The organism is Actinoplanes sp. NPDC051405, from assembly GCF_055586185.1.
The window spans coordinates 56,847-77,841 of sequence record NZ_JBVJIR010000026.1 but is presented as its reverse complement, the minus strand read 5'-3'; the positions used below and the strand labels follow the sequence as shown (position 1 = coordinate 77,841).

At 72.6% G+C, this 20,995-nt stretch carries 21 protein-coding genes; 13 read left to right on the top strand and 8 right to left on the bottom strand.

Annotated elements, in window-relative coordinates; all coding sequences use genetic code 11:
* Positions 1–15: 15 nt before the first annotated feature.
* The 8 genes from ACZ6S4_RS40260 (at position 16) to ACZ6S4_RS40225 (ending at position 7,076) form a co-directional block, all read left to right on the top strand.
* Positions 16–471 carry an Lrp/AsnC family transcriptional regulator gene (locus tag ACZ6S4_RS40260; protein ID WP_360544365.1) on the top strand — a complete coding sequence of 152 codons (456 nt, stop codon included), beginning with the start codon at positions 16–18 and terminating at the stop codon, positions 469–471.
* On the top strand, positions 468–1,838 hold the full coding sequence (locus ACZ6S4_RS40255; RefSeq protein WP_465479948.1) for an aspartate aminotransferase family protein: 1,371 nt from the start codon (positions 468–470) through the stop codon (positions 1,836–1,838). Before ACZ6S4_RS40260 ends, ACZ6S4_RS40255 begins: the two co-directional genes overlap by 4 nt.
* A gap of 37 nt (positions 1,839–1,875) precedes the next feature.
* The gene (locus tag ACZ6S4_RS40250) at positions 1,876–3,174 is read left to right on the top strand and encodes an NAD(P)/FAD-dependent oxidoreductase (RefSeq protein ID WP_465479947.1); all 1,299 of its coding nucleotides are present in this window, start codon (positions 1,876–1,878) and stop codon (positions 3,172–3,174) included.
* A 67-nt stretch (positions 3,175–3,241) separates the two neighbouring features.
* A complete protein-coding gene (locus tag ACZ6S4_RS40245) occupies positions 3,242–3,478 on the top strand; it encodes a hypothetical protein (protein ID WP_465479946.1) in 237 nt (78 codons plus the stop codon).
* Positions 3,479–3,565: 87 nt separating this feature from the next.
* Positions 3,566–4,402: a hypothetical protein gene (locus ACZ6S4_RS40240; protein WP_465479945.1), complete on the top strand. Its 837-nt coding sequence runs from the start codon at positions 3,566–3,568 to the stop codon at positions 4,400–4,402.
* Entirely contained in the window at positions 4,399–4,791 is a 393-nt protein-coding gene (locus tag ACZ6S4_RS40235; RefSeq protein WP_465479944.1) for a GntR family transcriptional regulator, read from the top strand. Before ACZ6S4_RS40240 ends, ACZ6S4_RS40235 begins: the two co-directional genes overlap by 4 nt.
* A gap of 104 nt (positions 4,792–4,895) precedes the next feature.
* Positions 4,896–6,233: a BNR repeat-containing protein gene (locus ACZ6S4_RS40230; protein WP_465479943.1), complete on the top strand. Its 1,338-nt coding sequence runs from the start codon at positions 4,896–4,898 to the stop codon at positions 6,231–6,233.
* A 27-nt stretch (positions 6,234–6,260) separates the two neighbouring features.
* Positions 6,261–7,076 (top strand): SAM-dependent methyltransferase, encoded by an 816-nt coding sequence (locus ACZ6S4_RS40225; protein ID WP_465479942.1) that lies wholly within the window; start codon positions 6,261–6,263, stop codon positions 7,074–7,076.
* Positions 7,077–7,086: 10 nt separating this feature from the next.
* Here ACZ6S4_RS40225 and ACZ6S4_RS40220 read toward each other — a convergent pair whose 3' ends face one another.
* Positions 7,087–7,929 (bottom strand): SGNH/GDSL hydrolase family protein, encoded by an 843-nt coding sequence (locus ACZ6S4_RS40220; protein WP_465479941.1) that lies wholly within the window; start codon positions 7,927–7,929, stop codon positions 7,087–7,089.
* Between the two features lie 109 nt (positions 7,930–8,038).
* Between ACZ6S4_RS40220 and ACZ6S4_RS40215 the strand changes: the two genes are divergently transcribed.
* The gene (locus tag ACZ6S4_RS40215; protein WP_465479940.1) at positions 8,039–9,286 is read left to right on the top strand and encodes a threonine synthase; all 1,248 of its coding nucleotides are present in this window, start codon (positions 8,039–8,041) and stop codon (positions 9,284–9,286) included.
* Here the strand turns inward: ACZ6S4_RS40215 and ACZ6S4_RS40210 are convergent.
* Positions 9,252–11,708, bottom strand: coding sequence for a serine/threonine-protein kinase (locus ACZ6S4_RS40210; RefSeq protein WP_465479939.1), 2,457 nt, complete (start codon positions 11,706–11,708; stop codon positions 9,252–9,254). The genes ACZ6S4_RS40215 and ACZ6S4_RS40210 overlap by 35 nt on opposite strands.
* Before the next feature lie 142 nt (positions 11,709–11,850).
* Between ACZ6S4_RS40210 and ACZ6S4_RS40205 the strand changes: the two genes are divergently transcribed.
* Positions 11,851–13,185, top strand: coding sequence for a glycoside hydrolase family 43 protein (locus ACZ6S4_RS40205; protein WP_465479938.1), 1,335 nt, complete (start codon positions 11,851–11,853; stop codon positions 13,183–13,185).
* Between the two features lie 37 nt (positions 13,186–13,222).
* Positions 13,223–14,167: a phosphotransferase family protein gene (locus ACZ6S4_RS40200; RefSeq protein WP_465479937.1), complete on the top strand. Its 945-nt coding sequence runs from the start codon at positions 13,223–13,225 to the stop codon at positions 14,165–14,167.
* A gap of 13 nt (positions 14,168–14,180) precedes the next feature.
* On the opposite strand, the gene ACZ6S4_RS40195 is transcribed toward ACZ6S4_RS40200, so the two are convergent.
* From ACZ6S4_RS40195 to ACZ6S4_RS40175, 5 genes are all read right to left on the bottom strand, one after another.
* Positions 14,181–14,603, bottom strand: a complete 423-nt coding sequence (locus ACZ6S4_RS40195) for a hypothetical protein (protein WP_465479936.1) — start codon at positions 14,601–14,603, stop codon at positions 14,181–14,183.
* Between the two features lie 77 nt (positions 14,604–14,680).
* The gene (locus ACZ6S4_RS40190; RefSeq protein ID WP_465479935.1) at positions 14,681–15,940 is read right to left on the bottom strand and encodes an alpha/beta fold hydrolase; all 1,260 of its coding nucleotides are present in this window, start codon (positions 15,938–15,940) and stop codon (positions 14,681–14,683) included.
* Positions 15,941–15,969: 29 nt separating this feature from the next.
* Positions 15,970–16,701, bottom strand: coding sequence for an ANTAR domain-containing protein (locus ACZ6S4_RS40185; protein WP_465479934.1), 732 nt, complete (start codon positions 16,699–16,701; stop codon positions 15,970–15,972).
* Between the two features lie 37 nt (positions 16,702–16,738).
* Positions 16,739–17,383 carry a GAF and ANTAR domain-containing protein gene (locus ACZ6S4_RS40180; protein WP_465479933.1) on the bottom strand — a complete coding sequence of 215 codons (645 nt, stop codon included), beginning with the start codon at positions 17,381–17,383 and terminating at the stop codon, positions 16,739–16,741.
* 1 nt (position 17,384) lies between these two features.
* Positions 17,385–18,026 carry a GAF domain-containing protein gene (locus tag ACZ6S4_RS40175; RefSeq protein WP_465479932.1) on the bottom strand — a complete coding sequence of 214 codons (642 nt, stop codon included), beginning with the start codon at positions 18,024–18,026 and terminating at the stop codon, positions 17,385–17,387.
* Between the two features lie 382 nt (positions 18,027–18,408).
* Between ACZ6S4_RS40175 and ACZ6S4_RS40170 the strand changes: the two genes are divergently transcribed.
* A complete protein-coding gene (locus ACZ6S4_RS40170; protein WP_465479931.1) occupies positions 18,409–19,524 on the top strand; it encodes a glycosyltransferase in 1,116 nt (371 codons plus the stop codon).
* The gene (locus tag ACZ6S4_RS40165; protein WP_465479930.1) at positions 19,521–20,579 is read left to right on the top strand and encodes a glycosyltransferase; all 1,059 of its coding nucleotides are present in this window, start codon (positions 19,521–19,523) and stop codon (positions 20,577–20,579) included. Before ACZ6S4_RS40170 ends, ACZ6S4_RS40165 begins: the two co-directional genes overlap by 4 nt.
* A gap of 12 nt (positions 20,580–20,591) precedes the next feature.
* Here ACZ6S4_RS40165 and ACZ6S4_RS40160 read toward each other — a convergent pair whose 3' ends face one another.
* The gene (locus ACZ6S4_RS40160; RefSeq protein ID WP_465479929.1) at positions 20,592–20,981 is read right to left on the bottom strand and encodes a DUF5994 family protein; all 390 of its coding nucleotides are present in this window, start codon (positions 20,979–20,981) and stop codon (positions 20,592–20,594) included.
* Positions 20,982–20,995 lie beyond the last annotated feature (14 nt).

Below are 20,995 nucleotides of genomic sequence, written 5' to 3'. Positions count from 1 at the left end.
CGCCAGAATCGCTGCGTGACGGACCTGGCGCTGGATGACGTGAACAAGCAGATCATCGACCACCTGCAGCGGGACGGACGGATGTCCTACGCCGCGCTGGCGAAGATCATCGGGTTGTCCGAGGCGGCCGTGCGCCAGCGGGTGCAGCGTCTGCTCGACGGCGGGATGATGCAGATCGTCGCCGTCACCGACCCCCTGATGCTGGGCTTCGCCCGCCAGGCCATGGTCGGGGTCAAGTGCGTCGGCGACATGCGCGCCATCGCCGAGCAGCTGGCCGCCATCCCCGAGGTCGACTACGTGGTGATCTGCGCCGGCGGCTACGACCTGCTGGTGGAGCTCGTCTGCACCGACGACGAGCACCTGCTGACCCTGCTCAACGAGGCCATCCGCGCGGTGCCCGGCGTCACCGGCACCGAGACGTTCATGTACCTGAAGCTCGCCAAACAGACCTACGCATGGGGGACACGATGACCGAAGACCTGTCCGGGTCCGCCCGCGACCACCTGTGGATGCACTTCACCCGGATGTCGTCGTACACCGGGGCGCAGGCCGGCGAGGTGCCGGTCATCGTGCGCGGCTCCGGGCCGTACATCTGGGACCAGAACGGCCGCCGCTACCTCGACGGGCTCTCCGGGCTGTTCGTCGTGCAGGCCGGGCACGGCCGCGGCGAGCTGGCCGACGCCGCCGCGAAGCAGGCGTCCGAGCTCGCCTACTTCCCGCTCTGGTCCTACGCCCACCCGACCGCGGTGGAGCTGGCCGAGCGCCTGGCCACGCTGACCCCCGGCGACCTCAACCGGGTCTTCTTCACCACCGGCGGCTCCGAGGCGGTGGAGAGCGCGTGGAAGCTGGCCCGCAGCTACTTCAAGCTGACCGGCAAGCCGATGAAGACCAAGGCGATCTCGCGGTCCATCGCCTACCACGGCACCACCATGGGCGCGCTGTCGCTGACCGGGCTGCCGCTGATCAAGCAGGAGTTCGAGCCGCTGGTGCCGGGCGCGCTCAAGGTGCCCAACACCAACTACTACCGGCGCCCCGACGAGTCGATGAGCGAGGAGCAGTTCGGCATCTGGGCCGCCGACCGCATCGCCGAGGCCATCGAGTTCGAGGGCCCGGACACGGTGGCCTGCGTCTTCCTGGAGCCGGTGCAGAACGCCGGTGGCTGCTTCCCGCCGCCGCCCGGCTACTTCCAGCGGGTCCGCGAGATCTGCGACCGCTACGACGTGCTGCTCGTCTCCGACGAGGTGATCTGCGCGTTCGGCCGGCTCGGTGAGTACTTCGGCTCCTCCCGGTTCGGCTACACCCCCGACATCATCACCTGCGCCAAGGGCCTGACCTCCGGCTACGTCCCGCTGGGGGCGATGATCGCGTCCGAGCGGCTGGTCGCGCCGTTCCTGGAGGGCGCCAACTCGTTCTCGCACGGTGTCACCTTCGGCGGGCACCCGGTCGCGTCCGCGGTCGCGCTGGCCAACCTCGACATCTTCGAGCGCGAGGACCTCAACGGCCACGTCCGGGCCAACTCGGCGCTGTTCCGGTCCTATCTGGAGCGGCTCAACGACCTGCCGATCGTCGGCGACGTCCGCGGCGACGGCTACTTCTTCGGCATCGAGCTGGTCAAGGACAAGGCGACCAAGGAGACGTTCGACGCCGACGAGTCCGAGCGGCTGCTGCGCGGCTTCCTGTCCCGCGCGCTGTTCGAGGCCGGGCTGTACTGCCGCGCCGACGACCGCGGCGACCCGGTCATCCAGCTCGCTCCCCCGCTGATCTGCGAGGAGGAGCACTTCGCCGAGATCGAGCACGCCCTGCGCGGGGTGCTGACCGAGGCGTGGGCCCGGCTCTGAGCCGGCCCGCGGCGGAAAACCCAGGCAAGATCGCTTCATGAGCGCCTCGTACTGGCTGGCCGCCCTGGGGGAACCTGAGGCGGTCCGGCCCCCGCTGCCCGGCGACCGAGACGTGGACGTCGCCATCGTCGGCGCCGGATACACCGGGCTGTGGACGGCGTACTACCTGGCCCAGGCCGACCCGACGCTGCGGATCGCGATCATCGAGGCGCAGTACGCGGGCTTCGGCGCCTCCGGCCGCAACGGTGGCTGGTGTTCCGGGCTGTTCCCCGTGGGCGTCGGTGCGCTGGCCCGGCGGCACGGCCGGGAGCAGGCGGTGGCCATGCACCGGGCGCTGGCCGAGACGGTGGACGAGGTGGGCCGCGCGGCCGCGGCCGAGAGCATCGACTGCTCGTACACCAAGGGCGGCACGATCGCGCTCGCCCGGTCCGCGGTCCAGTTGCGCCGCGCCGAGGCGGAGGCGGCCGAGGCCCAGGAGTACGGCCTGGACGTGACGCTGCTGGACGCCGCCGCCGCACGGGAGAAGTGCGGTGCCGCCGGGGTGCTCGGCGGCACGTTCAGCCCGGACTGCGCGTCGTTGCAGCCGGCCGCCCTGGTCCGCGGGCTGGCGGCCGCGGTCGAGCGCCGGGGCGTCGCGATCCACGAGGGCACCCGGGCGCTGCGGCTGTCGCGCGGCGCGGTCGTCACCGACCACGGCACGGTACGCGCGGACGTGGTGGTCCGGGCCCTGGAGGGCTACACGGCCGCCCTGGCCGGGCACCGCCGCACCCTGGCCCCGGTGTACTCCCTGATGATCGCCACCGAGCCACTGCCGGCCGAGGTGTGGGAGCGGATCGGCCTGGCCCGGCGCGAGACGTTCACCGACCACCGGCACCTGATCGTCTACGGCCAGCGCACCGCCGACGACCGGCTGGCGTTCGGCGGGCGGGGTGCGCCGTACCACTTCGGCTCGCGGGTGCGCCCGGCGTACGACCGGGAGCCCGGCGTCTTCGCGGCGCTGCGCAAAGCCCTGACCGACCTGTTCGGCATCGACCCGCCGATCGCGTACCGGTGGGGCGGGCCGCTGGGCATCCCCCGCGACTGGATGCCCTCGGTCGGCCTGGCCGACGGCCTGGCCTGGGCCGGCGGCTACGTCGGCGACGGCGTCGCGGCGGCCAACCTGGCCGGGCGCACCCTGGCCGACCTGATCACCGGTACGGACACCGAGCGCACCCGGCTGCCGTGGACCGGCCACCGCTCCCGCGCCTGGGAGCCGGAACCGCTGCGCTGGCTCGGCATCAACGCCGCCCTGCGCGGGACGGCCCTGCGCGACGCCTGGGAAATCGTCCGAAAATAAGGTGCGGATTCCCGCGACCCTGCCGATGGGGTGGCCCGACAGTCAGCGACGACGACAGGGGTTCACCATGGCAGTCGAGGCCATCGGCTCGACGGGGTCCAGCACGCCCAGCGCCCGCACCGAGTTCCAGCGCATCCAGCAGAAGCTCGCCGACGACCTGGCGGCGAAGGCGGCCGAGAAGGTCGCCGCCAAGGACAAGGCGGTCCTCACCCGGACCGAGGAGGACTCCCTCAAGGAGCGCCAGACGACCAGCAAGACGCTGGACATCGGCCAGCTCGGCAGTTCCCTGGACCTGATCATCTGAGGCGATGGCGGCGACGCTTGTATTGACACAAGTGGAGTCGCCTGACACTCTCCCCTTGTATCAACCGCCTGACACAAAGGGGGACGGGTGCACGTCATCGCCACGGTGGTCCTGGTGTTGCTGCTGCTCGGCATCGCCGCCCTCGCGCTGGTCCGGGTCCACTGGCCGCTCACGGTGCCGGCCCCGGCTGTCCGCCGTCCCGACCCGGCGGCGAAGTGGCGAGTGGCCGGCATCCTCGCCGGCGCCGTGGCCGCCACCCTCGCCGTCGCCACACAGACCCCGGAGCTGGGCCGCGGGATCCTGCTGGCGGCGCCCGTCTTCAGCATCGGCGTCTTCGCCGGGGCACTGACCGGCGAGGCGACCCGCGACCTACCGGCGGGCAGGGTTCGCCGGGCCGGGCTCCGCGTCCGCCGCACGCTCGACTACGTCCCCCGCCTCCTCGGCGCGGGCGTCGCAGTGTCCACTGTGGCGCTGTTCGCGGTCGCCACCCTCACGACCGTGACCGCCTCCGCGGAGTCCGGCGGCCAGATGCTGGTCTGCCCGGGAAATGTGCAGGAGCCGTGGCCGGGGTCGCACTACACCGTTCCGGCCCTGTCGGCGGTTGTGGCCGGGCTCGTGCTGGCCGCGTTCACGCTGCACCGGGTGGTCCGCCGCCCGCAGGCCGCCGAGCTCGCCGCCACCGACGACGCGTTGCGGCGGCGTTCCGCCGAGGTCGTCACCGCCGCGACTGGCGTCCTGGTGCTGGTTCCGCTGACCGGGATCGCCCTGACCGCGGCCCTGGCCCTGCGGACCCGGTCGGAGTGCTCCGCCCAGTGGTGGGACTTCGCGGGACAGGGCCTGTCCGCGCTGGGCCTGGTCGCGTTCGCGGCGGCGGCCTGGTGCGGCGCCTGTGTGCTGCTGCCGGCGAAGCGGGCCCGGGCATGAGCGAGCCGCCCGTCCTGAGTGTCACGACGACGGATCCGACCCCGCCGTACGAGCAGGTGCGCCGGCAGCTCGCCGCCCTGATCGGCAGCGGTGCGCTGCGCCGGGGTGAGCGCCTGCCGCCGCTGCGCCAGCTCGCCGGGGACCTCGGCCTGGCCGTCGGCACGGTGGCCCGGGCGTACCGGGAGCTAGAGGCCGCCGGCCTGGTCGTCTCCCGCCGCGGCGGCGGCACCCGGGTGGCCGACGACCCGGCCCGCCCGGCCGATCCGGCGGACGACGAGTCGGTGCTGCGGCGGGCCGCCGAGGACTACGTCTGGCGGGCCCGGGCGGCCGGCGCCGACCGCGGCTCCATCCTGGACGCACTGCACCGGGCCCTCGACGCCACCCCCTGACCGGGGATATCGATGCCCTTGACTATCTGCAAGACCGGGGCTTAACGTCTGCGAAACCTTCCCGAGCACCAGCGAAGTCTTCGAGGGCGTCGATGAAACGATTCATGACCGCCGTGATCCTGGTCCTCGCCACCGCGCTCGCGGGCTCCCCCGCGCTGGCGGCGGCCCCCACCGTCACGCAGAGCTCCGTCACCGTGCTCACCACCACCGGGCGCACCGCGCTGACCTACACCGGCTACATGAACGGCGAGTCGTTCCAGCAGGACGGCATCACGACCGTCGCGGGCTGGCAGTACACGGCGTTCTGGGACCAGAGCGGCTACGTGAACCTCTCCCGCCGGCAGCTGCCCGGCGGCGGGTGGCAGAACCTGCGGCTCACCGACTACGCGACGACCTCCACCGACTCGCACAACACCATCAGCATCGGCATCTCGCGCCAGGACGGCACCATCCACCTGGCCTTCGACATGCACTCCTCGGTGCTGCGCTACCGCCGGTCGGTCGCCGGTCTGGCCACCTCACCCGGCACGGCGGCCTGGTCCACCAGCAGCTTCGGCCCGGTGGTGACCAGCCTGACCGGGACGGGCATGCCGACGATGACGTACCCGCAGTTCCTCGCCACCCCGGCCGGCAAGCTGCAACTCGCCCTGCGCACCGGCACCAGCGGCGCCGGGGACGAGGTGCTCTACGAGTACGCGGGCGGCACGTGGAGCTCCGTCGGGCGGTTCATCGACGGCACCACGGCCAACAACAACGCGTACCTGTTCGGGCTGGAGTACGACAGCACCGGCCTGCTGCATGCCACGTGGACCGTGCGGGAGACGTCGAACGCCAGCACCAACCATGACCTGTTCTACGCGTACAGCCGGGACGACGGCCGTACCTGGCGCAACAACGCCGGGACCGTCATCGCGACCACCGGCAGCGCGCCGCTGATCTCCGACGCGGCCGGGCTGCGGGTCTGGGCCATCGGCCAGAACCGCGGGCTGATCAACCAGGAGTCGCAGGTGGTCGACAAGGCCGGGATCGTGCACGTGCTGGCCTCGCACCTGCCCGCGGCGGCCCCGAGCAACAGCGACTTCACCGCGGCCCGGGAGAAGGCGGTGCTGGTGCACTACTGGCGGGACAAGGCGTCGAAGGTCTGGCACCAGACGTACACGCCGTTCCTGGAGCGCTCCAGCCGCGGTGACATCGCGGTCGACGCGGCGGACAACCTCTACGTCGCCAGCGGCGACTCCAGCACCCGCAAGCTGCACATCGAGACGGCCTCGAAGGCCTCCGGCTGGAGCGACTGGACGCTGCGCCACACCTCCGCCGCGATCTACTTCTCCGACCCGCTGGTCGACCACGAGCGGCTGCGCACGCTGGGCGTGCTGAGCATCTTCGCGCCGCGCTACGGCGGCAGCCAGATCGACATCCAGGACTGGACGGTACGCCCCTGAGCGCATCGAACCTTTACGATCCTGGTCATGGAGCAGACCCAGCCGCCCGTCGACCTGCAGACCGACCGCCCGCACCCGGCCCGGGTCTACGACTACCTGCTCGGCGGCAAGGACAACTTCGCGGCCGACCGCGCCGCCGCCGAGCAGGGCATCAAGGCCAATCCGGCCAGCCGCACACCACCGCGGGAGAACCGCGCCTTCCTGCGCCGGGCGGTCCGCTTCCTGGCCGCGGAGCGCGGCATCGACCAGTTCCTCGACATCGGTACGGGCATCCCGAGCGCCCCCAACGTGCACCACGTGGCGCAGCAGGTGAACCCGGCCGCCCGGATCGTCTACGTCGACAACGACCCGATCGTGCTGGCCCACGCCCGCGCGCTGCTGACCAGCACCCCCGAGGGCCGCACCGAGTATCTCGACGCCGACCTGCGCGACGTGGACTCCATCCTGAACGCCCCGCGGCTGCGCGACACCCTGGACCTGGGCCGCCCGGTGGGTCTGCTGCTGATCGCGATACTGCACTTCATCGGCGACGAGAACGACCCGGAGGGCATCGTGGCGCGCCTGCTGGCGGCCCTGCCCCCGGGCAGCCACCTCGTGCTGTCCCACCTGACCGGCGACTTCGATCCGGTGGCGTGGGAGCACGTGGCGGCGATCTACCGGCGTACCGGGGTGACCATGCAGGTGCGCCCGCGGGAGCGGATCGCCCGCTTCTTCACCGGCCTGGAGCTGGCCGAGCCGGGCCTCGAACTGGTCAACCGCTGGCGCCCGGACGGCCCCAGCCCCGACGACGGACCCACCGACGCCGAGGTCTCCGTCTACGGCGGGGTGGCCCGTAAGCCCTGACCGAAGTCCCTCACCAGGTGAAGCGGCCCGGGTAGGTCACGTCGGCGAGCTTGTTCTGGCCCTCGACGTCGGGGTGGAAGTAGTCGATCTCGTTGACCAGGTCGAGGGAGAAGCGCACCCGGTGCGCGTCACCGCCGTCCCAGCGGCACTTGCGGCCGTACTTCTCGCAGGCCGCCTCCAGCTCCCGGTTGTAAGCGTCCACCCGGTCCTCGACCTGGTGGCGGCGCTTGTCGTCGGCCTTGGCGGTCGAGGTGGGCCGGGCCAGCAGAGACTGGCAGACGCCGCGGTTCCAGGCCCGCACGGCGCGCTCGTTCTCGTGGCCCAGCTGCCACAGCCGGTAGATGTTCGGGATGCTCACCACGAGCACGCGGGCCTTCGGCAGTCCCTTCTTCAGCCGGGCCAGTGCCGTGTCGACCTGCTTGCGGAAGGTCCTGGTCGTGGTCATGTCGGCGACCCGGCCGGTGCAGGCGTCGTTGGCGCCGATGAGGACGGTCACGTACTGGACCTTGTCGTCGACCGCCCGGCCGGCCTGGCCGGCGAGATCGCGCGCCCGGGCTCCCGGTACGGCGTAGTTCTCGGCATTGCCCCTGATCGCGCCGTTGTCCTCGCGGATCCGCCGGTAGTGACTGTCCACCGCGGCACTGCTGCCGGTCGTCCACGAGTTGCGGCTGCACGCCACCAGGGTGAAGCAGGTGCCGTAGCCGGCCGTGATGGAGTCGCCCAGCGCTCCCATGGACGCCGGCAGTCCCTTGGCGGTGCCGGTGGGCTCCGGGGCGGCGGTTCCGGCTCCCTCGCAGGCCAGCGCGAGGGCGGCGAGGGCGACGAGCACGATCAGGTGCCAGCGGCGGAGCACTAGTTATCCCCCATCACCGAATGCAACGACTGCATCACCGTAAGGCATCGGCGCCGCGGCCGTCACCCCGGTCGCCCCCGGCGGCGCGGGACATCGCAAGCTGATCACCATGACCTACTCCGCACTCAGCCATCTGGAGTGTTCCCGGACCGGCGCCCGCTACGACGCGGACGTGGTGCAGGGAGTCAGCGACGCCGGCGTACCGCTGCTGGCCCGCTACGACATCGAGCAGGCGGGCCGCACCCTGACCCGCGAGTCGCTCACCGCGCGCCCGGCGACCCTGTGGCGCTACCACGAGATGCTGCCCGTGCGGGACCCCGGCCGGCTCGTGACCCTCGGCGAGGGCATGACGCCGTTGCTGCCGCTGCCGCGCTACGGTGCCCGGATCGGCGTACGGGGGCTGCTCATCAAAGATGAAGGCCTGGTGCCGACCGGATCCTTCAAGGCCCGCGGGGCCGCGGTGGGTGTCTCCCGGGCGGCCGAGCTGGGCGTCACCGGGGTGGCCATGCCGACCAACGGCAATGCGGGAGCGGCCTGGGCCACCTACGCCGCCCGGGCCGGAATGACGTGCCTGATCGCGATGCCGGTCGAAGCGCCCGCGATCACCCGGACGGAATGCGTGGCCACCGGCGCCGAGCTGTACCTCGTCGACGGGCTGATCGGCGACGCCGGCAAGCTCATCAACGCGGCGGTCCGCGAGCGCACCGGCTACCAGGAGGTGTCGACGCTCAAGGAGCCGTACCGGCTCGAGGGCAAGAAGACCATGGGATACGAGATCGTCGAGCAGCTCGGCTGGCGGGTCCCGGACGTCATCCTTTACCCGACCGGCGGCGGCGTGGGGATCATCGGCATCTACAAGGCCCTGCGGGAGATGCAGGAGCTGGGCTGGATCGGCGCGGACCTGCCCCGGCTGGTGGCGGTGCAGGCCGCGGGGTGCGCACCCATCGTGGAGGCGTTCGAGGAGGGCGCCGACGTGAGCCGGCCGTACCCGGACGCGAAGACCATCGCCTTCGGCATCACCGTGCCCAAGGCACTGGGCGACTTCCTGGTGCTGGAGGCGGTCCGCGCGACCGACGGTACGGCGGTGGCCGTCAGCGACGAGGCACTGCTGGCCGAGCAGCTGCTCGTGGCCCGGGACGAGGGCACCTTCATCTGCCCGGAAGGGGCGGCCTGCCTGGCCGCCGCCCGCCAGCTGCGCGAGAGCGGCTTCATCGCCGCGACCGACAGCGTGGTCGTGCTCAACACGGGTACGGGCCTGATCTACCCGGAGACGATCACGGTCGACGTGCCGACCCTGCCGGTGGACGGAGTGATACCTCGTCTCAGTCCGCCGACGGAATTCCACCCGAACAGGTGACAGTCAGCCGCACGACGTCGTTACCGTGCTTGAAGACGGCGTAGGCACTCGACCCCGGTCCCTCGTCGACGTCGTTCACCTTGTACGGCTTGGTCGGGGACCAGGACAGCAGCTTGACGGTGGAAGCACTCGGGCAGGTCGCCCTGACCGAACCACCGTCCGAGGTGAACGTGCGCTCCACGGCCTGCGGCGGCTCGGTCGTCGGCGCGGCCGTGGTGGGCGTGGGCGTGGGCTCCTCCGGACCGCCTCCGGGTTCCGTGGTCGTCGTGGCCGGGGCGCCGTCGACCGGAGGCGGGAAGCCCGCACCGTCCGGTGGGCCGCCGGGCTCACCGGCGGCGGCCGGTCCGGTCCCGCCGGTCCGGCCGGGGGTCGGGGCACCGGCGGGAGCACTCGGACCGGCGACCGACGGTGTGCGGGCCGAGGGGGCGAGCGAGGCGACGTCGGCGTCGCTGAACATCGGGCCGGCGGCTGATCGGTCGGTGTCGGTGCCGTCCGGGTTGATCAGCCACCAGAGCAGGCCGACGGTGCCCAGCAGGGCGACCGCGACGATGAGGGGCAAGATCCGTCGGCGGCGGCGGCGCGCTGTGGCACGCGGGCCGGTGGGTGGGACTGCGGTGTGGGGCGGGGCGGTGGTGTGCTCGCCCGCGGGGCGAACGGTGGGGCCGGCGGCGGCCGACCCGGCGGCAGCCGACCCGGCGGCAGCCGACCCGGCGGCAGCCGACCCGGCGGCAGCCGACCCGGCGGTGAAGACCGGATTGGACGGCCCGGGGGTCGCGGCGGCTGGCCCGCCTGCGCCGGCCGCAGCACCCGGTCCGGCAGCCGCGGCCGGGCCCGGCTGCGCGGCCGGCCAGCCGGAACCGGCGCTTGCGCCTGCGGCGCGCCTTCCGAAATCAGCCGCACCCGGCCCACCGAAGCCAGTCGCACCCGGCCCGCCGCCGCCTGCACGGTCAGGCCCGCCAAAGCCGGCCTCAGCCGATCTGCCCGGACCAGCACCGGAAACCGGCCTGTCGAAGCCGACCGCCGGGTCAAATCCCCCGATACCGGCCGCAGCCGGACCGGCGAAGCCGCCCGCGGGATCAGATTCTCCGGAATCCGTCCCCGCCGGTCCGCCGAAACCGCTCGCCGTGGCCGGCCAACCGAAACCTGCGGCATCCGGCCCGCCGACATCGGCAGGCTCATCCCAGCCAGCGGGACCGGCCGCCGCCGCGCCAAGACCGGCCGCCGCGCCCGTTCCACCAAGGCCGGCAGCCGCCGCACCCAGACCGGCCGCCGCACCCGCTCCGCCAGGGCCGGCAGCCGCCGCACCCAGACCGGCCGCCGCACCCGCTCCGCCAGGGCCGGCAGCCGCCGCACCCAGACCGGCCGCCGCGCCTGCTCCGCCAAGGCCGGCCGCGCCGCCCAGCCCGCCGGCATCCGGAACAGCCGGCCGGGGCGGGTGGAACATCTCCGGAGGAACCCGATCTGGATCACCGAGGGCCGCGACCGCAACCCCCGGCCCGGCCCCGACCGCCCCGGAGGACCGCGGCCGGATCAGCACCGACGGCTCGTTGTCGAACGACGGCCCCTGCGCCCCGGCCGGTGTCGCGTCCTCCACCACGCGCAGCCCGGCACCCTGAGCCAGCAGCGCCGCCGCCTCCCGCGCACTCGGCCGTTCCGTGGTGTCCTTGCTCAGGCACCGGTTGCACAGCGCCGTGATGTAGTCGGGGACGCCCGGGCGGACCGGCAGGGGCTCCGGGTCGATGTAGACGTGGGCGTTGAGCATCTGGGTGGTCGTGTCGGCGCTCCACGGCGAGTGCCCGGAGAGCATCCGGTAGAGCAGCACGCCCAGGGCGTACACGTCCGAGGCCGGTTCGACGCCGTCGCCGGTGAGGCGTTCCGGGGCCAGGTAGGCCGGGGTGCCGAGCACCTCGAACTCCTCGTCGCCGGTGCCGGCCGGGTTGATCGCCGCCGCGATGCCGAAGTCGACGACCTTGGCGCCGGTCTCGGTCAGCATCACGTTGGCCGGTTTGATGTCGCGGTGCACGAGACCGTCGGCGTGGGCCGCGGCCAGCGCCGCCGACACCTCCGCGGCTACCCGCATCGCGAAGCGCGGGGACATCGGCCCAGCGTCCATCCGGTCCTGCAACGTGCCGCCGCGGACGAGCTCCATCACGACGTACGGCACCGATGCCCCGTTCTCGCGGGCCTCGCCGTAGTCGTACACCTGGGCGATGTTGGGGTGCGACAGCGCCGCCGCCGCCCGGGCCTCGGCCCGGATCCGGTCGCGCGCGTCCGGCTCGCCGGCGTGTTTGCCGGCCAGCAGCTTCACCGCGACGGGCCGGCCCAGCACCTCGTCGCGGGCACGCCAGACCACGGCCATGCCGCCGACACCGATCTCGTCGAGCAGCGCGTAGCGGCCGCCGAGCAATTGAGCCCCCTCCATCCGGGGCAGTCTGCCCGGATCCGCTTCGCGGCGCATCCCCGGGGTCCCCCGCATCTTGACGTGGATCGATGTATTGCGCTGAGATGAACGACGTCACCGGTTGTTAACGGTCACATCACCCCAGCGCCCGGGAGGACCCGCCATGCCCATCTCCAGACGTCTGCTGACGGCGGCGGTGACCGGTCTGCTGGCCGGCGCGACGCTGACGGCGGTCACCGCGCAACCCGCGGCCGCCGCCGGGCCCGCGCCGCACTACCTGATGACAGCGTTCACCAACTCCAGCGAGTCGAACATGTACGTCTACGACTCGTCCAACGCCACGAACTTCGATCTGATCAGGGCGAACGCGTACACGCCGCCGTCCGGGCTGATCCGCGACCCGAGCATCATGCGGCACACCGACGGTTACTACTACATCGTCTACACGACCAACTGGACCGGGGACACGATCGGCTTCGCCCGCAGCACCGACCACGTGACCTGGACCTTCCTGCGCAACGTGACGGTCGGACTGAACGGCGCGACCGGCAGCACCTGGGCGCCGGAGTGGTTCAAGGACACCGACGGCAGCGTCAACGTCATCTTCTCGGCGTCGAGCACCGGGACGGCGGGGCAGTTCCAGCCGTACAAGATCACCGCGACGAACGGTGACCTCTCCGCGTGGAGCGCGCGCACCGCGATCGGCATTCCGGCCAACCACATCGACACCTTTGTGGTGAAGTCGGGCAGCACCTACCACGCGTTCGCGAAGAACGAGACGACCAAATACATCGAGCACGCCACGGCCGGCTCCCTGACCGGACCTTGGACCTTCACCGGTACGGGCAACTGGGCGGGCTGGGGCTCCGGCCTCGAAGGCCCGGCCCTGGTGCAGCTGCCGAACGGATCGTGGCGGCTGTACTTCGACCAGTACGGCGCCGGGCGCTACTACTACGCCGACAGCAGCAACCTGAACACCTGGTCGGCCAAGACCGAACTGCCCGGGCTCTCCGGCACCGTGCGGCACTTCACCGTGCTGCGCGAGAACGTCGGCGACAGCACCGCGGTCCCGACCGGCAACCGGTCCCTGCGCTCGGTCAACTTCCCCGACCGGTACGTGCGCCACCGCACCAGCCTCGGCTACCTGGAACCGGTGAGCACCGCCACCGACCGCCTGGACGCGACGTTCACGATCGGCGCCGGCCTGGCCAACGGCAACTGTTACTCGTTCCAGTCGGTCAACCCGGCCGGCCGCTACCTGCGCCACGCCAACAACCGCCTGGCCCTGGCGACGAACGACGGCAGCGCGACGTTCCGCAACGACGCCACGTTCTGCGGGCGGGCCGGGCTGTCGGGCAGCGGGATGTCGTTCGAGTCGTACAACTATCCCGGCTTCTACCTGCGGCACTACAACTACGAGCTGCGCATCGACCGCAACGACGGCAACGCCGCGCTGAAGTCGGACGCCTCCTTCACCGTGACCGCGCCGCTGGGCTAGCTGTCACCGCAGGTCCCTGACGAATAGGCTCGCGCTCATGACCGGCGGCGACTGGAGGGACGGCGGGTTCCGGCAGCGTCGGCCCTCCGCAGAGACTCTCGCCTGGGTCGCGGCGTCGATGGGCCGGGGCAGTCGCATCGTCGGCTGTCGCCGATTGACCGGTGGCGTCTGCTCCGCCGTGCACCAGCTGACTGTCGAGCGACAGGGAAGGCGAACGTCCGTCGTGCTGCGGCAGTACCCGGGCGGGCTCGGCCTGCAGCGAAGCTTGGAGAAGGAGATCGCCAACCTTGGTGTGGTAGCGGGAAGCGGGCTCCCGGTTCCGGGCATCCTGGCTGCTGATGTCGCCGGCGCTTCGACGGGGGGCGCGCCATCGTTGCTGATGACACGGTTGCCGGGGCATGTTGACCTCAATCCGGCGGAACCTCGGTCATGGATGACGAGGATCGCGGAGATTGCCGTGTTGCTGCATTCTCTCGATCTCCCCGCGCAGACATTCAGACCGTGGACGGATTCCTGGATCGCTCCTCGGGGCGGGTTCCGGGTGCCGGCCGACGCACAGAAGCCAGCCGTGTGGAAGGCGGCGTTCGGCGTCATGGCTATGCCGCCGCCGAAGGACACTGCCGTCTTTCTGCATTGCGATCTGCTGCCGGTCAACATGTTGTGGTCGCGCGGGAGGATCACTGGACTGACCGACTGGAACTCGATCCATCGGGGGTCGCGCGCGATCGACCTCGGGCACTGTCGGCGATACCTGGCGGCGCTCTACTCGCCCGAGTGGTCGGAGCAGCTTCGGTCGCTCTATGAGTCGATCGCCGGGGTGACTCTTGATCCGTGGTGGGACCTGTATGCCCTGCTGCACTACGACGACAGCGGGCCGAAGTGGATCCATGGTCAGGTCGCCGGGCGCCGTCCCGTCGATGTGCCCGGCATGACTTCGCGGGTCGAGGCCGCTGTCGAGACAGCGCTACGGCGCCTCGGATAACCGCGGTTCCTGATCAGGCCGCGGTGCAGCCCGCGGTGGTGGCGGCCGGGTGGCATGCGGCGAGCCGGGCTCCGATGACCTCGGGCTCGATCGGCAGAGCGGCCGCGCCCGCGCCCGCGATGGGCCGGGGGCGGCGCGGCTGCACGCGGCCCGAGCTGCCGCCGCGGCCCGGGTAGACCATCAGGCCGTTGATCGGGTCGGGCACCGCGTCCAGCGCCGCGCGTACGCCCGGCAGCTCGCGGAACACCGGCCACTGCCCGTCACCACGGAACGCGATCTCGAACAGCACGCCCCACGAATGCGGGTGCCAGTGCCACTCGTACGCGCCGTGCGTCAGCGCCGCCTCGGTGAGGGCGTCGCCGTGCGCGTCCTGCCAGCGCGCCGCCGAGAGCGTCGCGCCGTCGAGGACCTCGACCGACCACCAGTGCAGTTCCATAGTGCGATCGACCGTACGCCTGCCGCGCCAGCCCGGGGACGTCCCGGGGCGAGCTCCGCAGATGGTGCGACGCGGCGTCAGTGGCGGCCGGCGGCCATCCCCATCAGGTGGTCGAGGATGTGGTGGCCGGCGACGCGCAGGCCGTTGTGCTCGTACTCGCTGGTGACCCAGACCCGGGTGTTGCCGACCGCGCGGGCCGTCTCCAGCTGGAGCTGGGCGTCCACGTACATGTCGTCGAAGTAGACCGCCGCGTGCACCGGGACCTCGTTGGCGGCGAGCCGGTCGAGGTCGTACAGCGGCGGCCAATCGTCGTAGCCGGCCAGCAGGTCGGCGGCCGCGGCGAACGGCCGGAGCGCGGCGATCTCCCGGAACATCCAGGGATACATCATCTCGCCGGTGAACAGCAGCGGGTCGGCGTCGGCGGCGAACTCCGGGTGCCGGGCCAGGGCCCGTTCGGCCGCCCAGCCGGTGGCCGAGCCGTCCGGGTTACAGGTGAACTCCTGCAGTGCGAAGATCGGGATGTCGATGAAGCCGGTCGTGGCCATCACCGCGTACCGGAAGCCGTCGGCGAGCTGGTCGCCGTGCCAGGCCTCGTCGAGCAGCCAGTGCAGGTTCGCGTAGCCGTCGCTCATCCCGAACGAGTTGCCCAGGAACCGCAGGCGGCGGGCGGTGAGCCGGTCGCCGTCGGGCAGCAGGACCTCGTTGCCGTCGAGGTGGTCGGCGAGCCGGCGCACGGCCGCGACGTCCTCGGGGTACGCGCGGTAGTACTCGGCGTTGTGGGCGGCCACGCGCGGGTAGGTGCGCGCGTACCAGTCGTCGACGGTCGCCTTGACACCCGGCAGGCCGCCCGTCACGTAGCAGGTGCGCAGCCCCTCGGGCGCCCGCGACAGGTAGGCGAGGGTGATGAATCCGCCGTAGCTCTGCCCCAGGGTGTCCCACCGCGCGCCGCCGGCGATCCGGGCCCGGGCGATCTCCGCGTCCGCCACGATGCTGTCCGCGCGGAAGAGCCGCAGGTGGGCCGCGAGCTGCTCGGGCGTCATGCCCGCCACGGTCCGGGCTGTGACGGGCGAGCTGCGCCCGGTCCCCCGCTGGTCGAGCAGCAGCACCCGGTGGGTGCGCAGGGCCCGGCCGAGCCAGCCGTCCGCGGCCGTCGGCCGCGGCGCCTTGCCACCCGGGCCACCCTGCAGAAACAGCAGCCACGGCAGGTCGTCGCCGGCCCGCTCCGGGGCCACGACCTCCCGGGCGAAGAGCTCGATGGCCGGGCCGCCGGGGTCGTCGTGATCCAGCGGTACGGCGAGAACATGGTCGCGGAAGCTCAGCCCCGGAGTAGCGATCATGCGGCCACGGTATCCGCCGCCCCGGCCGGTCAGTCGTGCGCCAGCGCGGCGATCAGAGCCGGATCCACCAGCACGGCCTGGGCTACCTCCGTGAGCTTGCGGTTGGTGCGGCGCGAGTAGCCGCGCAACGCCGTGAAGGCGGCATCGATCGAGATGTCGTGCGCCTGGGCGATCGCACCCTTGGCCTGCTCGATGATGACCCGGCTGTTCAGCGCGCCCTGCAACTGCTCGGTGAGGACCTCGCCGCGGCGCACCGCGCGCTCCTGGAGCAGGGCGATCGCGGCCACGTCCGTGAGCGCCTGCACGATCAGCACGTCCGCGTCGTCGAAGTTGCCGCCGACCGTGCTGCCGAAGACGTTGAGCGCACCGATGACCTCCTGGCGTACCCGCAGCGGGAACGCGTGCACGGACCGGAAGCCCGCGGCGAGGGCGTGCCGGGTGAACTCCGGCCAGCGGGTGCCCTCGTCCGCCAGGTCCGCGTTGAGCACCGGCTGAGCGGTGCGGTACGCGTCGAAGCACGGCCCCTCGCTCACCTGCACCTGGAAGATCTCCAGGATCCGGGCCTTCTCGTCCGAGGCGGCCATGAAGCGCAACCGCCCGCGCTGGTCCGCCAGCAGGATGCCGACCGCGGAGGCGCCGACCAGGTCCGCCGTGCGCACGGTCAGCATGTGCAGGAAGTCGTGCAGGTCGAAGTCGTCGACGAGCGTGTCCGCCACCTCGACGAAGATCCGCGAGAGACGCTCGGCCGATACGGTCGTCATGTCTTCCTCCGGTGCGTGGGCTGCTTCCTCGAAGTCTTCACCCATCACGCTCGAAGCGCAGTTCGCGCGCCACTATCGCGCGGGCCACGTCGGCGAGCCGGCGGTCGCGGGCGTACGCGTACGCCCGGATCCGGGCCATCGCCTCCGGCAGTGTGCCGCCGATCTGGACCATGACCATGCCCTGGGCCTGGAACAACTCCGTCGTCGCGCCCAGCGGCTCGTCCCCGTCCGGCCCGTCGGCCAGCAGGACCGTGACCGCCCGGTCGGCCAGGATCAGCGCCCGCTTCAGCTCGGCACCGGTGAGCGAGCCGGTCCGGGCGCGGAAGAGGTCGAGGACGCCGAGCTGGGCGGCGCCGATCTGGAGCGGGAACGCGAAGACGGCGCACATGCCGGCCTCCAGCACCGCCGAGGCGTAGGCCGGCCACCGCTGGAGTCCCTCGCCCGCCAGATCCGCCACCAGCACCGGACTGCGGTCGGCGGAAGCGTCGACGCACGGGCCCTGGCCGAGGACGAACTGCAGCTCCTCGAGGTGTTCACTCACCGGGTCCGCCGCGGTCAGCATGCTGAACTGCTGGTCCCGGGCGACCACGGACAGCCCCGCACCCGAGGCGGGCAGCGTCTGCACCGCCAGACGGCAGAGGCGGTGCAACCGGTCGACGCGATCACCGGGTTCGAGGTCCATCTCAGTCCTCAGAGCACGGTCCGGCCGCGTACGACGGCAGCGGCGAGGTCCGGCCGGCGATCAGCCCCTTCGCCTGCTCGATCTCGATCCGGCTCTGCAGCGCGTTCTGCAGCTGCCGGGCCACCACCTGCCCGTGCCGGACCGCACGTTCCTGCAACAGCCCGATCGAGGCGACGTCCGCGAACGCCTGCGCGATGTCCGCCGTCTCGGCCGGCAGCTCACCCGGCCGCGGACGGAACAGGCTCAGGGCTCCGAGCGCTTCGGTCCGCAGGCGCATCGGGAAGACGTGCACCGCGGCGAACCCGGCGCGGCGGGCCTCGTCGGCGAACCCAGGCCAGCGGTCGCGGTCGGCGCCGGTCAGGTCCGGCGCCGACACCGGCGTGCGCAGCCGGTGGCAGTCGAAGCCGGGCCCGCGACCGAAGCGCACCTGCGCGGCCAGGATCAGCTGAGCCCCGAGCGAGGTCGCGGCGACGACCTGCGGCTCGCCCCGATGATCGGCCAGCAGCACGCCGGCCGCGGTGATCGGCAGCAGCGTGACGCAGCGGTCGACGAGCACCTGCAGGAAGTCGCTGACCTCGAACGTCTCGTGCAGCGTGTCCGCCAGCTCGACGAAGACGGTGGACAGGTTCGGTGCTGCGGACATGACGGGCCACCAAGGGTCGGACCGGGGCCGCCACCGCGACCGGCGGCGTAGGCCTCACCGTACGCCGGGTGGGTGGTTCCGCGGTATTCGTTCCTGCTCCCGTCGCCGGCGGCGGCACGTGACGAAGCCGTCAGCCGGCACCCGACGGGCGGCGCGTAGGCTGGCAGCGCCCGCCCTCGACGACGACCTCCACCCCCGGGTGGCTTCAGCACGGCTCGTCAGCGGGCTTCCACGACCGGCACCAGCGGCGTCGACGACGCCCGGCCGGCGTGCGCCGCGCAGCTCGGCACCAAACTTTTGCGATTCACGCCCCGGACCCGGCGCTGCGTCGGCGCTGCCGGGCGCGTCCCGGCGCATTCCCCCGAACCGGAAGGCAGGCCCTGTGGCCACCAGATACGGCTTCCTCAGCACGCACCCGCCGACCCGCTGCGGCCTGGCCACCTTCAATGCGGCCCTGGCCGCCGCCCTCACCGCCGGTCCCGCCTCCGGCGGCGTGGTCCGGGTGACCACCGGCGCCGGCGACGGACCGCCGGGCCCCGACGTGGCGCACACCTGGCCGGGACACGACGCCGACGGCTGGCGGGCCGCCGCGGACGCCCTCAACGGCTACGACATCGCGATCATCCAGCACGAGTACGGCATCTACCCCGGCGCCGACGGCGCGGACGTGCTGCGGCTGATGCGCCGGCTGCGGGTGCCCAGCATCGTCGTCCTGCACACCGTGCTGAGCCGCCCCACACCCCGGCAGAAGTCGGTGCTGGAGCAGGTCGTGGGGGCCGCGGGCGCGGTCGTCACCATGACCGGCACCGCGCACGACCGGCTGATCGTCGGCTACGACGTGGACCCGGCCAAGGTGTCGGCCATCCCGCACGGCGCGGCCGATCACACCGGTACGCCGGTGGTCCGCGGGCCCCGGCCGCACCTGCTCACCTGGGGTCTGCTCGGCCCCGGCAAGGGCATCGAGTGGGCCATCCAGGCGCTGCCGCACCTGCGCCGCCTCGATCCCGTCTACACCGTCGCCGGGCGGACCCATCCCAAGGTGCTCGAGCGGCACGGCGAGGCGTACCGGGCGAGCCTGCATCAGCTCGGTGCCGAGCTCGGGGTGGCGCAGTCCGTCGACTACCGGTCGCAGTATCTCGACGACGCGGCGCTGGGCGCGCTGATCCGGTCCGCGGACGTGGTGGTGCTGCCGTACGACTCCACCGAGCAGGTGACCTCCGGGGTGCTGGTCGAGGCGGTCGCCGCCGGTGTGCCGGTGGTCGCCACCGCCTTCCCGCACGCGGTGGAGCTGCTCACCGACGGGCCGGGGCTGCTCGTACCGCACCGCAATCCCCGGGCGCTGGCCACCGCGATCCGCAAGGTGCTCACCCAGCCGGCCGTGGTCCGCACCACCGGCGACGCCGCCACTCTGCGCTGGCCGGCGGTGGCCGCCCGCTACGAGGCGCTGGCCGCGGGACTGATGACGGTTGCGGCACAGCCGGCCACGGCACCGGCGTGACCGCGGTCATCGGTGTCCCGGCCCGGCGCCGGCAGGCTCCGGCCCCCAGCTTCGTCCACCTGGCGCGGCTGAGCGACGACACCGGCCTGCTGGAGCACGCCCGGCACGCCATGCCCCGGCGGGAGCACGGCTACTGCACCGATGACGTCGCCCGCGGGCTGGTCGTGGTCAGCCGGGAGCCGGAACCGGCACCGGCGGTGCTGCGGCTGGCCGAGGTGTACCTGACCTTCCTGACCCACGCGCAGGACGACAGCGGCGCGTTCCACAACCGGCTCTCGTACGACCGGCGCTGGACTGACGACGCCGGCCTGGGTGACTGGTGGGGCCGTGCCCTGTGGGGGCTGGGCACCGCGGCCGCCCGCAGCACGGCACCGTGGATCCAGCAGGAGGCGCTGCACGCCTTCGACCTGGGTGCCGCGCGCCGCTCGCCGGCGCCGCACGCCATGGCCTTCGCCGGGCTGGGGGCCGCCGAGGTGCTGCGCCGGCATCCGAAGCACCCCGGCGCGGCGGCATTGCTCGCCGACGCCGCCGCGGCCGTCGGGTGGCCCGACTCCGACCCGCTGTGGTCGTGGCCCCGGCGGCACCTGACCTACGCCAGCGCCGCGCTGGCCGAGGTCGTGATCCTCGCCGGTGCGGAACAGCAGGACAAGGCGCTGCGGGCCGCCGGGCTGCGGATGCTGAGCTGGCTGCGCGGTCTGCAACTCGTCGACGGCCGGCTGTCGGTGCTGCCGGCGGCCGGCTGGCACCACGGCACCGCCCGGCAGCAGTACGACCAGCAGCCGATCGAGGTGGCGGCGCTGGCCGACGCGTGTGCGACCGCGGCCGCGGCCACCGGGGATCCCGGCTGGCACGACGGGGTACGGCAGTCGATCGGCTGGTTCCTCGGCGACAACGACACCGGGGCGGTCATGTGGGACCGGGCCACCGGCGGCGGCTACGACGGGCTGACCCCGTCCGGGCCCAACCTCAACCAGGGCGCGGAGTCGACGCTCGCGCTCATCGCCACCCTGCAGCACGGGCGCGGGGTGGCCGGCTTCAGCGCCGCCCGCCGATGATCATCAGAGCCTTCAGGAGGCGGCGATCCGGCTCTCCGGCACGTCCCAGTCCTCCTCGAGCACCCCGGGCCAGGGCACGACCCGTACCGCGATCGAGCCCCCGCCCGCGCAGCTCGCGGTCAGCAGGCCGGTGGACTGGCCGGAGAAGTACCCCACGCTGACCGTGCGACCGGCCACCTCGACGTCGTGCGGGCGGCGGCTCCAGCCGGCCGCGCTGAGCCGGAGCCGGACGATCGGGCCGTACCGCTCGTCCAGCGCCTCGACCAGGCCGGGCAGTTCAGCGGCCGGGTCGGTGCCCCGGGGCCACCAGCAGCCCTGCACCACCGGGCGGGGACCTGCGGTCGGTTCGAGCCACAGCCGGGGCGCGGTGGTGGGAGTGCGGGTGTCGGTCGAGCGTGCCATCGGACTTCCTGTCA

Coding starts and splice junctions, on each gene's coding strand:
- ACZ6S4_RS40205 (WP_465479938.1), top strand. CDS start 11,851: ATGCCCATCTCCAGACGTCTGCTGACGGCGGCGGTGACCGGTCTGCTG.
- ACZ6S4_RS40210 (WP_465479939.1), bottom strand. CDS start 11,708: ATGGAGGGGGCTCAATTGCTCGGCGGCCGCTACGCGCTGCTCGACGAG.
- ACZ6S4_RS40195 (WP_465479936.1), bottom strand. CDS start 14,603: ATGGAACTGCACTGGTGGTCGGTCGAGGTCCTCGACGGCGCGACGCTC.
- ACZ6S4_RS40255 (WP_465479948.1), top strand. CDS start 468: ATGACCGAAGACCTGTCCGGGTCCGCCCGCGACCACCTGTGGATGCAC.
- ACZ6S4_RS40235 (WP_465479944.1), top strand. CDS start 4,399: ATGAGCGAGCCGCCCGTCCTGAGTGTCACGACGACGGATCCGACCCCG.
- ACZ6S4_RS40215 (WP_465479940.1), top strand. CDS start 8,039: ATGACCTACTCCGCACTCAGCCATCTGGAGTGTTCCCGGACCGGCGCC.
- ACZ6S4_RS40185 (WP_465479934.1), bottom strand. CDS start 16,701: ATGACGACCGTATCGGCCGAGCGTCTCTCGCGGATCTTCGTCGAGGTG.
- ACZ6S4_RS40245 (WP_465479946.1), top strand. CDS start 3,242: ATGGCAGTCGAGGCCATCGGCTCGACGGGGTCCAGCACGCCCAGCGCC.
- ACZ6S4_RS40190 (WP_465479935.1), bottom strand. CDS start 15,940: ATGATCGCTACTCCGGGGCTGAGCTTCCGCGACCATGTTCTCGCCGTA.
- ACZ6S4_RS40225 (WP_465479942.1), top strand. CDS start 6,261: ATGGAGCAGACCCAGCCGCCCGTCGACCTGCAGACCGACCGCCCGCAC.
- ACZ6S4_RS40230 (WP_465479943.1), top strand. CDS start 4,896: ATGACCGCCGTGATCCTGGTCCTCGCCACCGCGCTCGCGGGCTCCCCC.
- ACZ6S4_RS40250 (WP_465479947.1), top strand. CDS start 1,876: ATGAGCGCCTCGTACTGGCTGGCCGCCCTGGGGGAACCTGAGGCGGTC.
- ACZ6S4_RS40175 (WP_465479932.1), bottom strand. CDS start 18,026: ATGTCCGCAGCACCGAACCTGTCCACCGTCTTCGTCGAGCTGGCGGAC.
- ACZ6S4_RS40200 (WP_465479937.1), top strand. CDS start 13,223: ATGACCGGCGGCGACTGGAGGGACGGCGGGTTCCGGCAGCGTCGGCCC.
- ACZ6S4_RS40180 (WP_465479933.1), bottom strand. CDS start 17,383: ATGGACCTCGAACCCGGTGATCGCGTCGACCGGTTGCACCGCCTCTGC.
- ACZ6S4_RS40160 (WP_465479929.1), bottom strand. CDS start 20,981: ATGGCACGCTCGACCGACACCCGCACTCCCACCACCGCGCCCCGGCTG.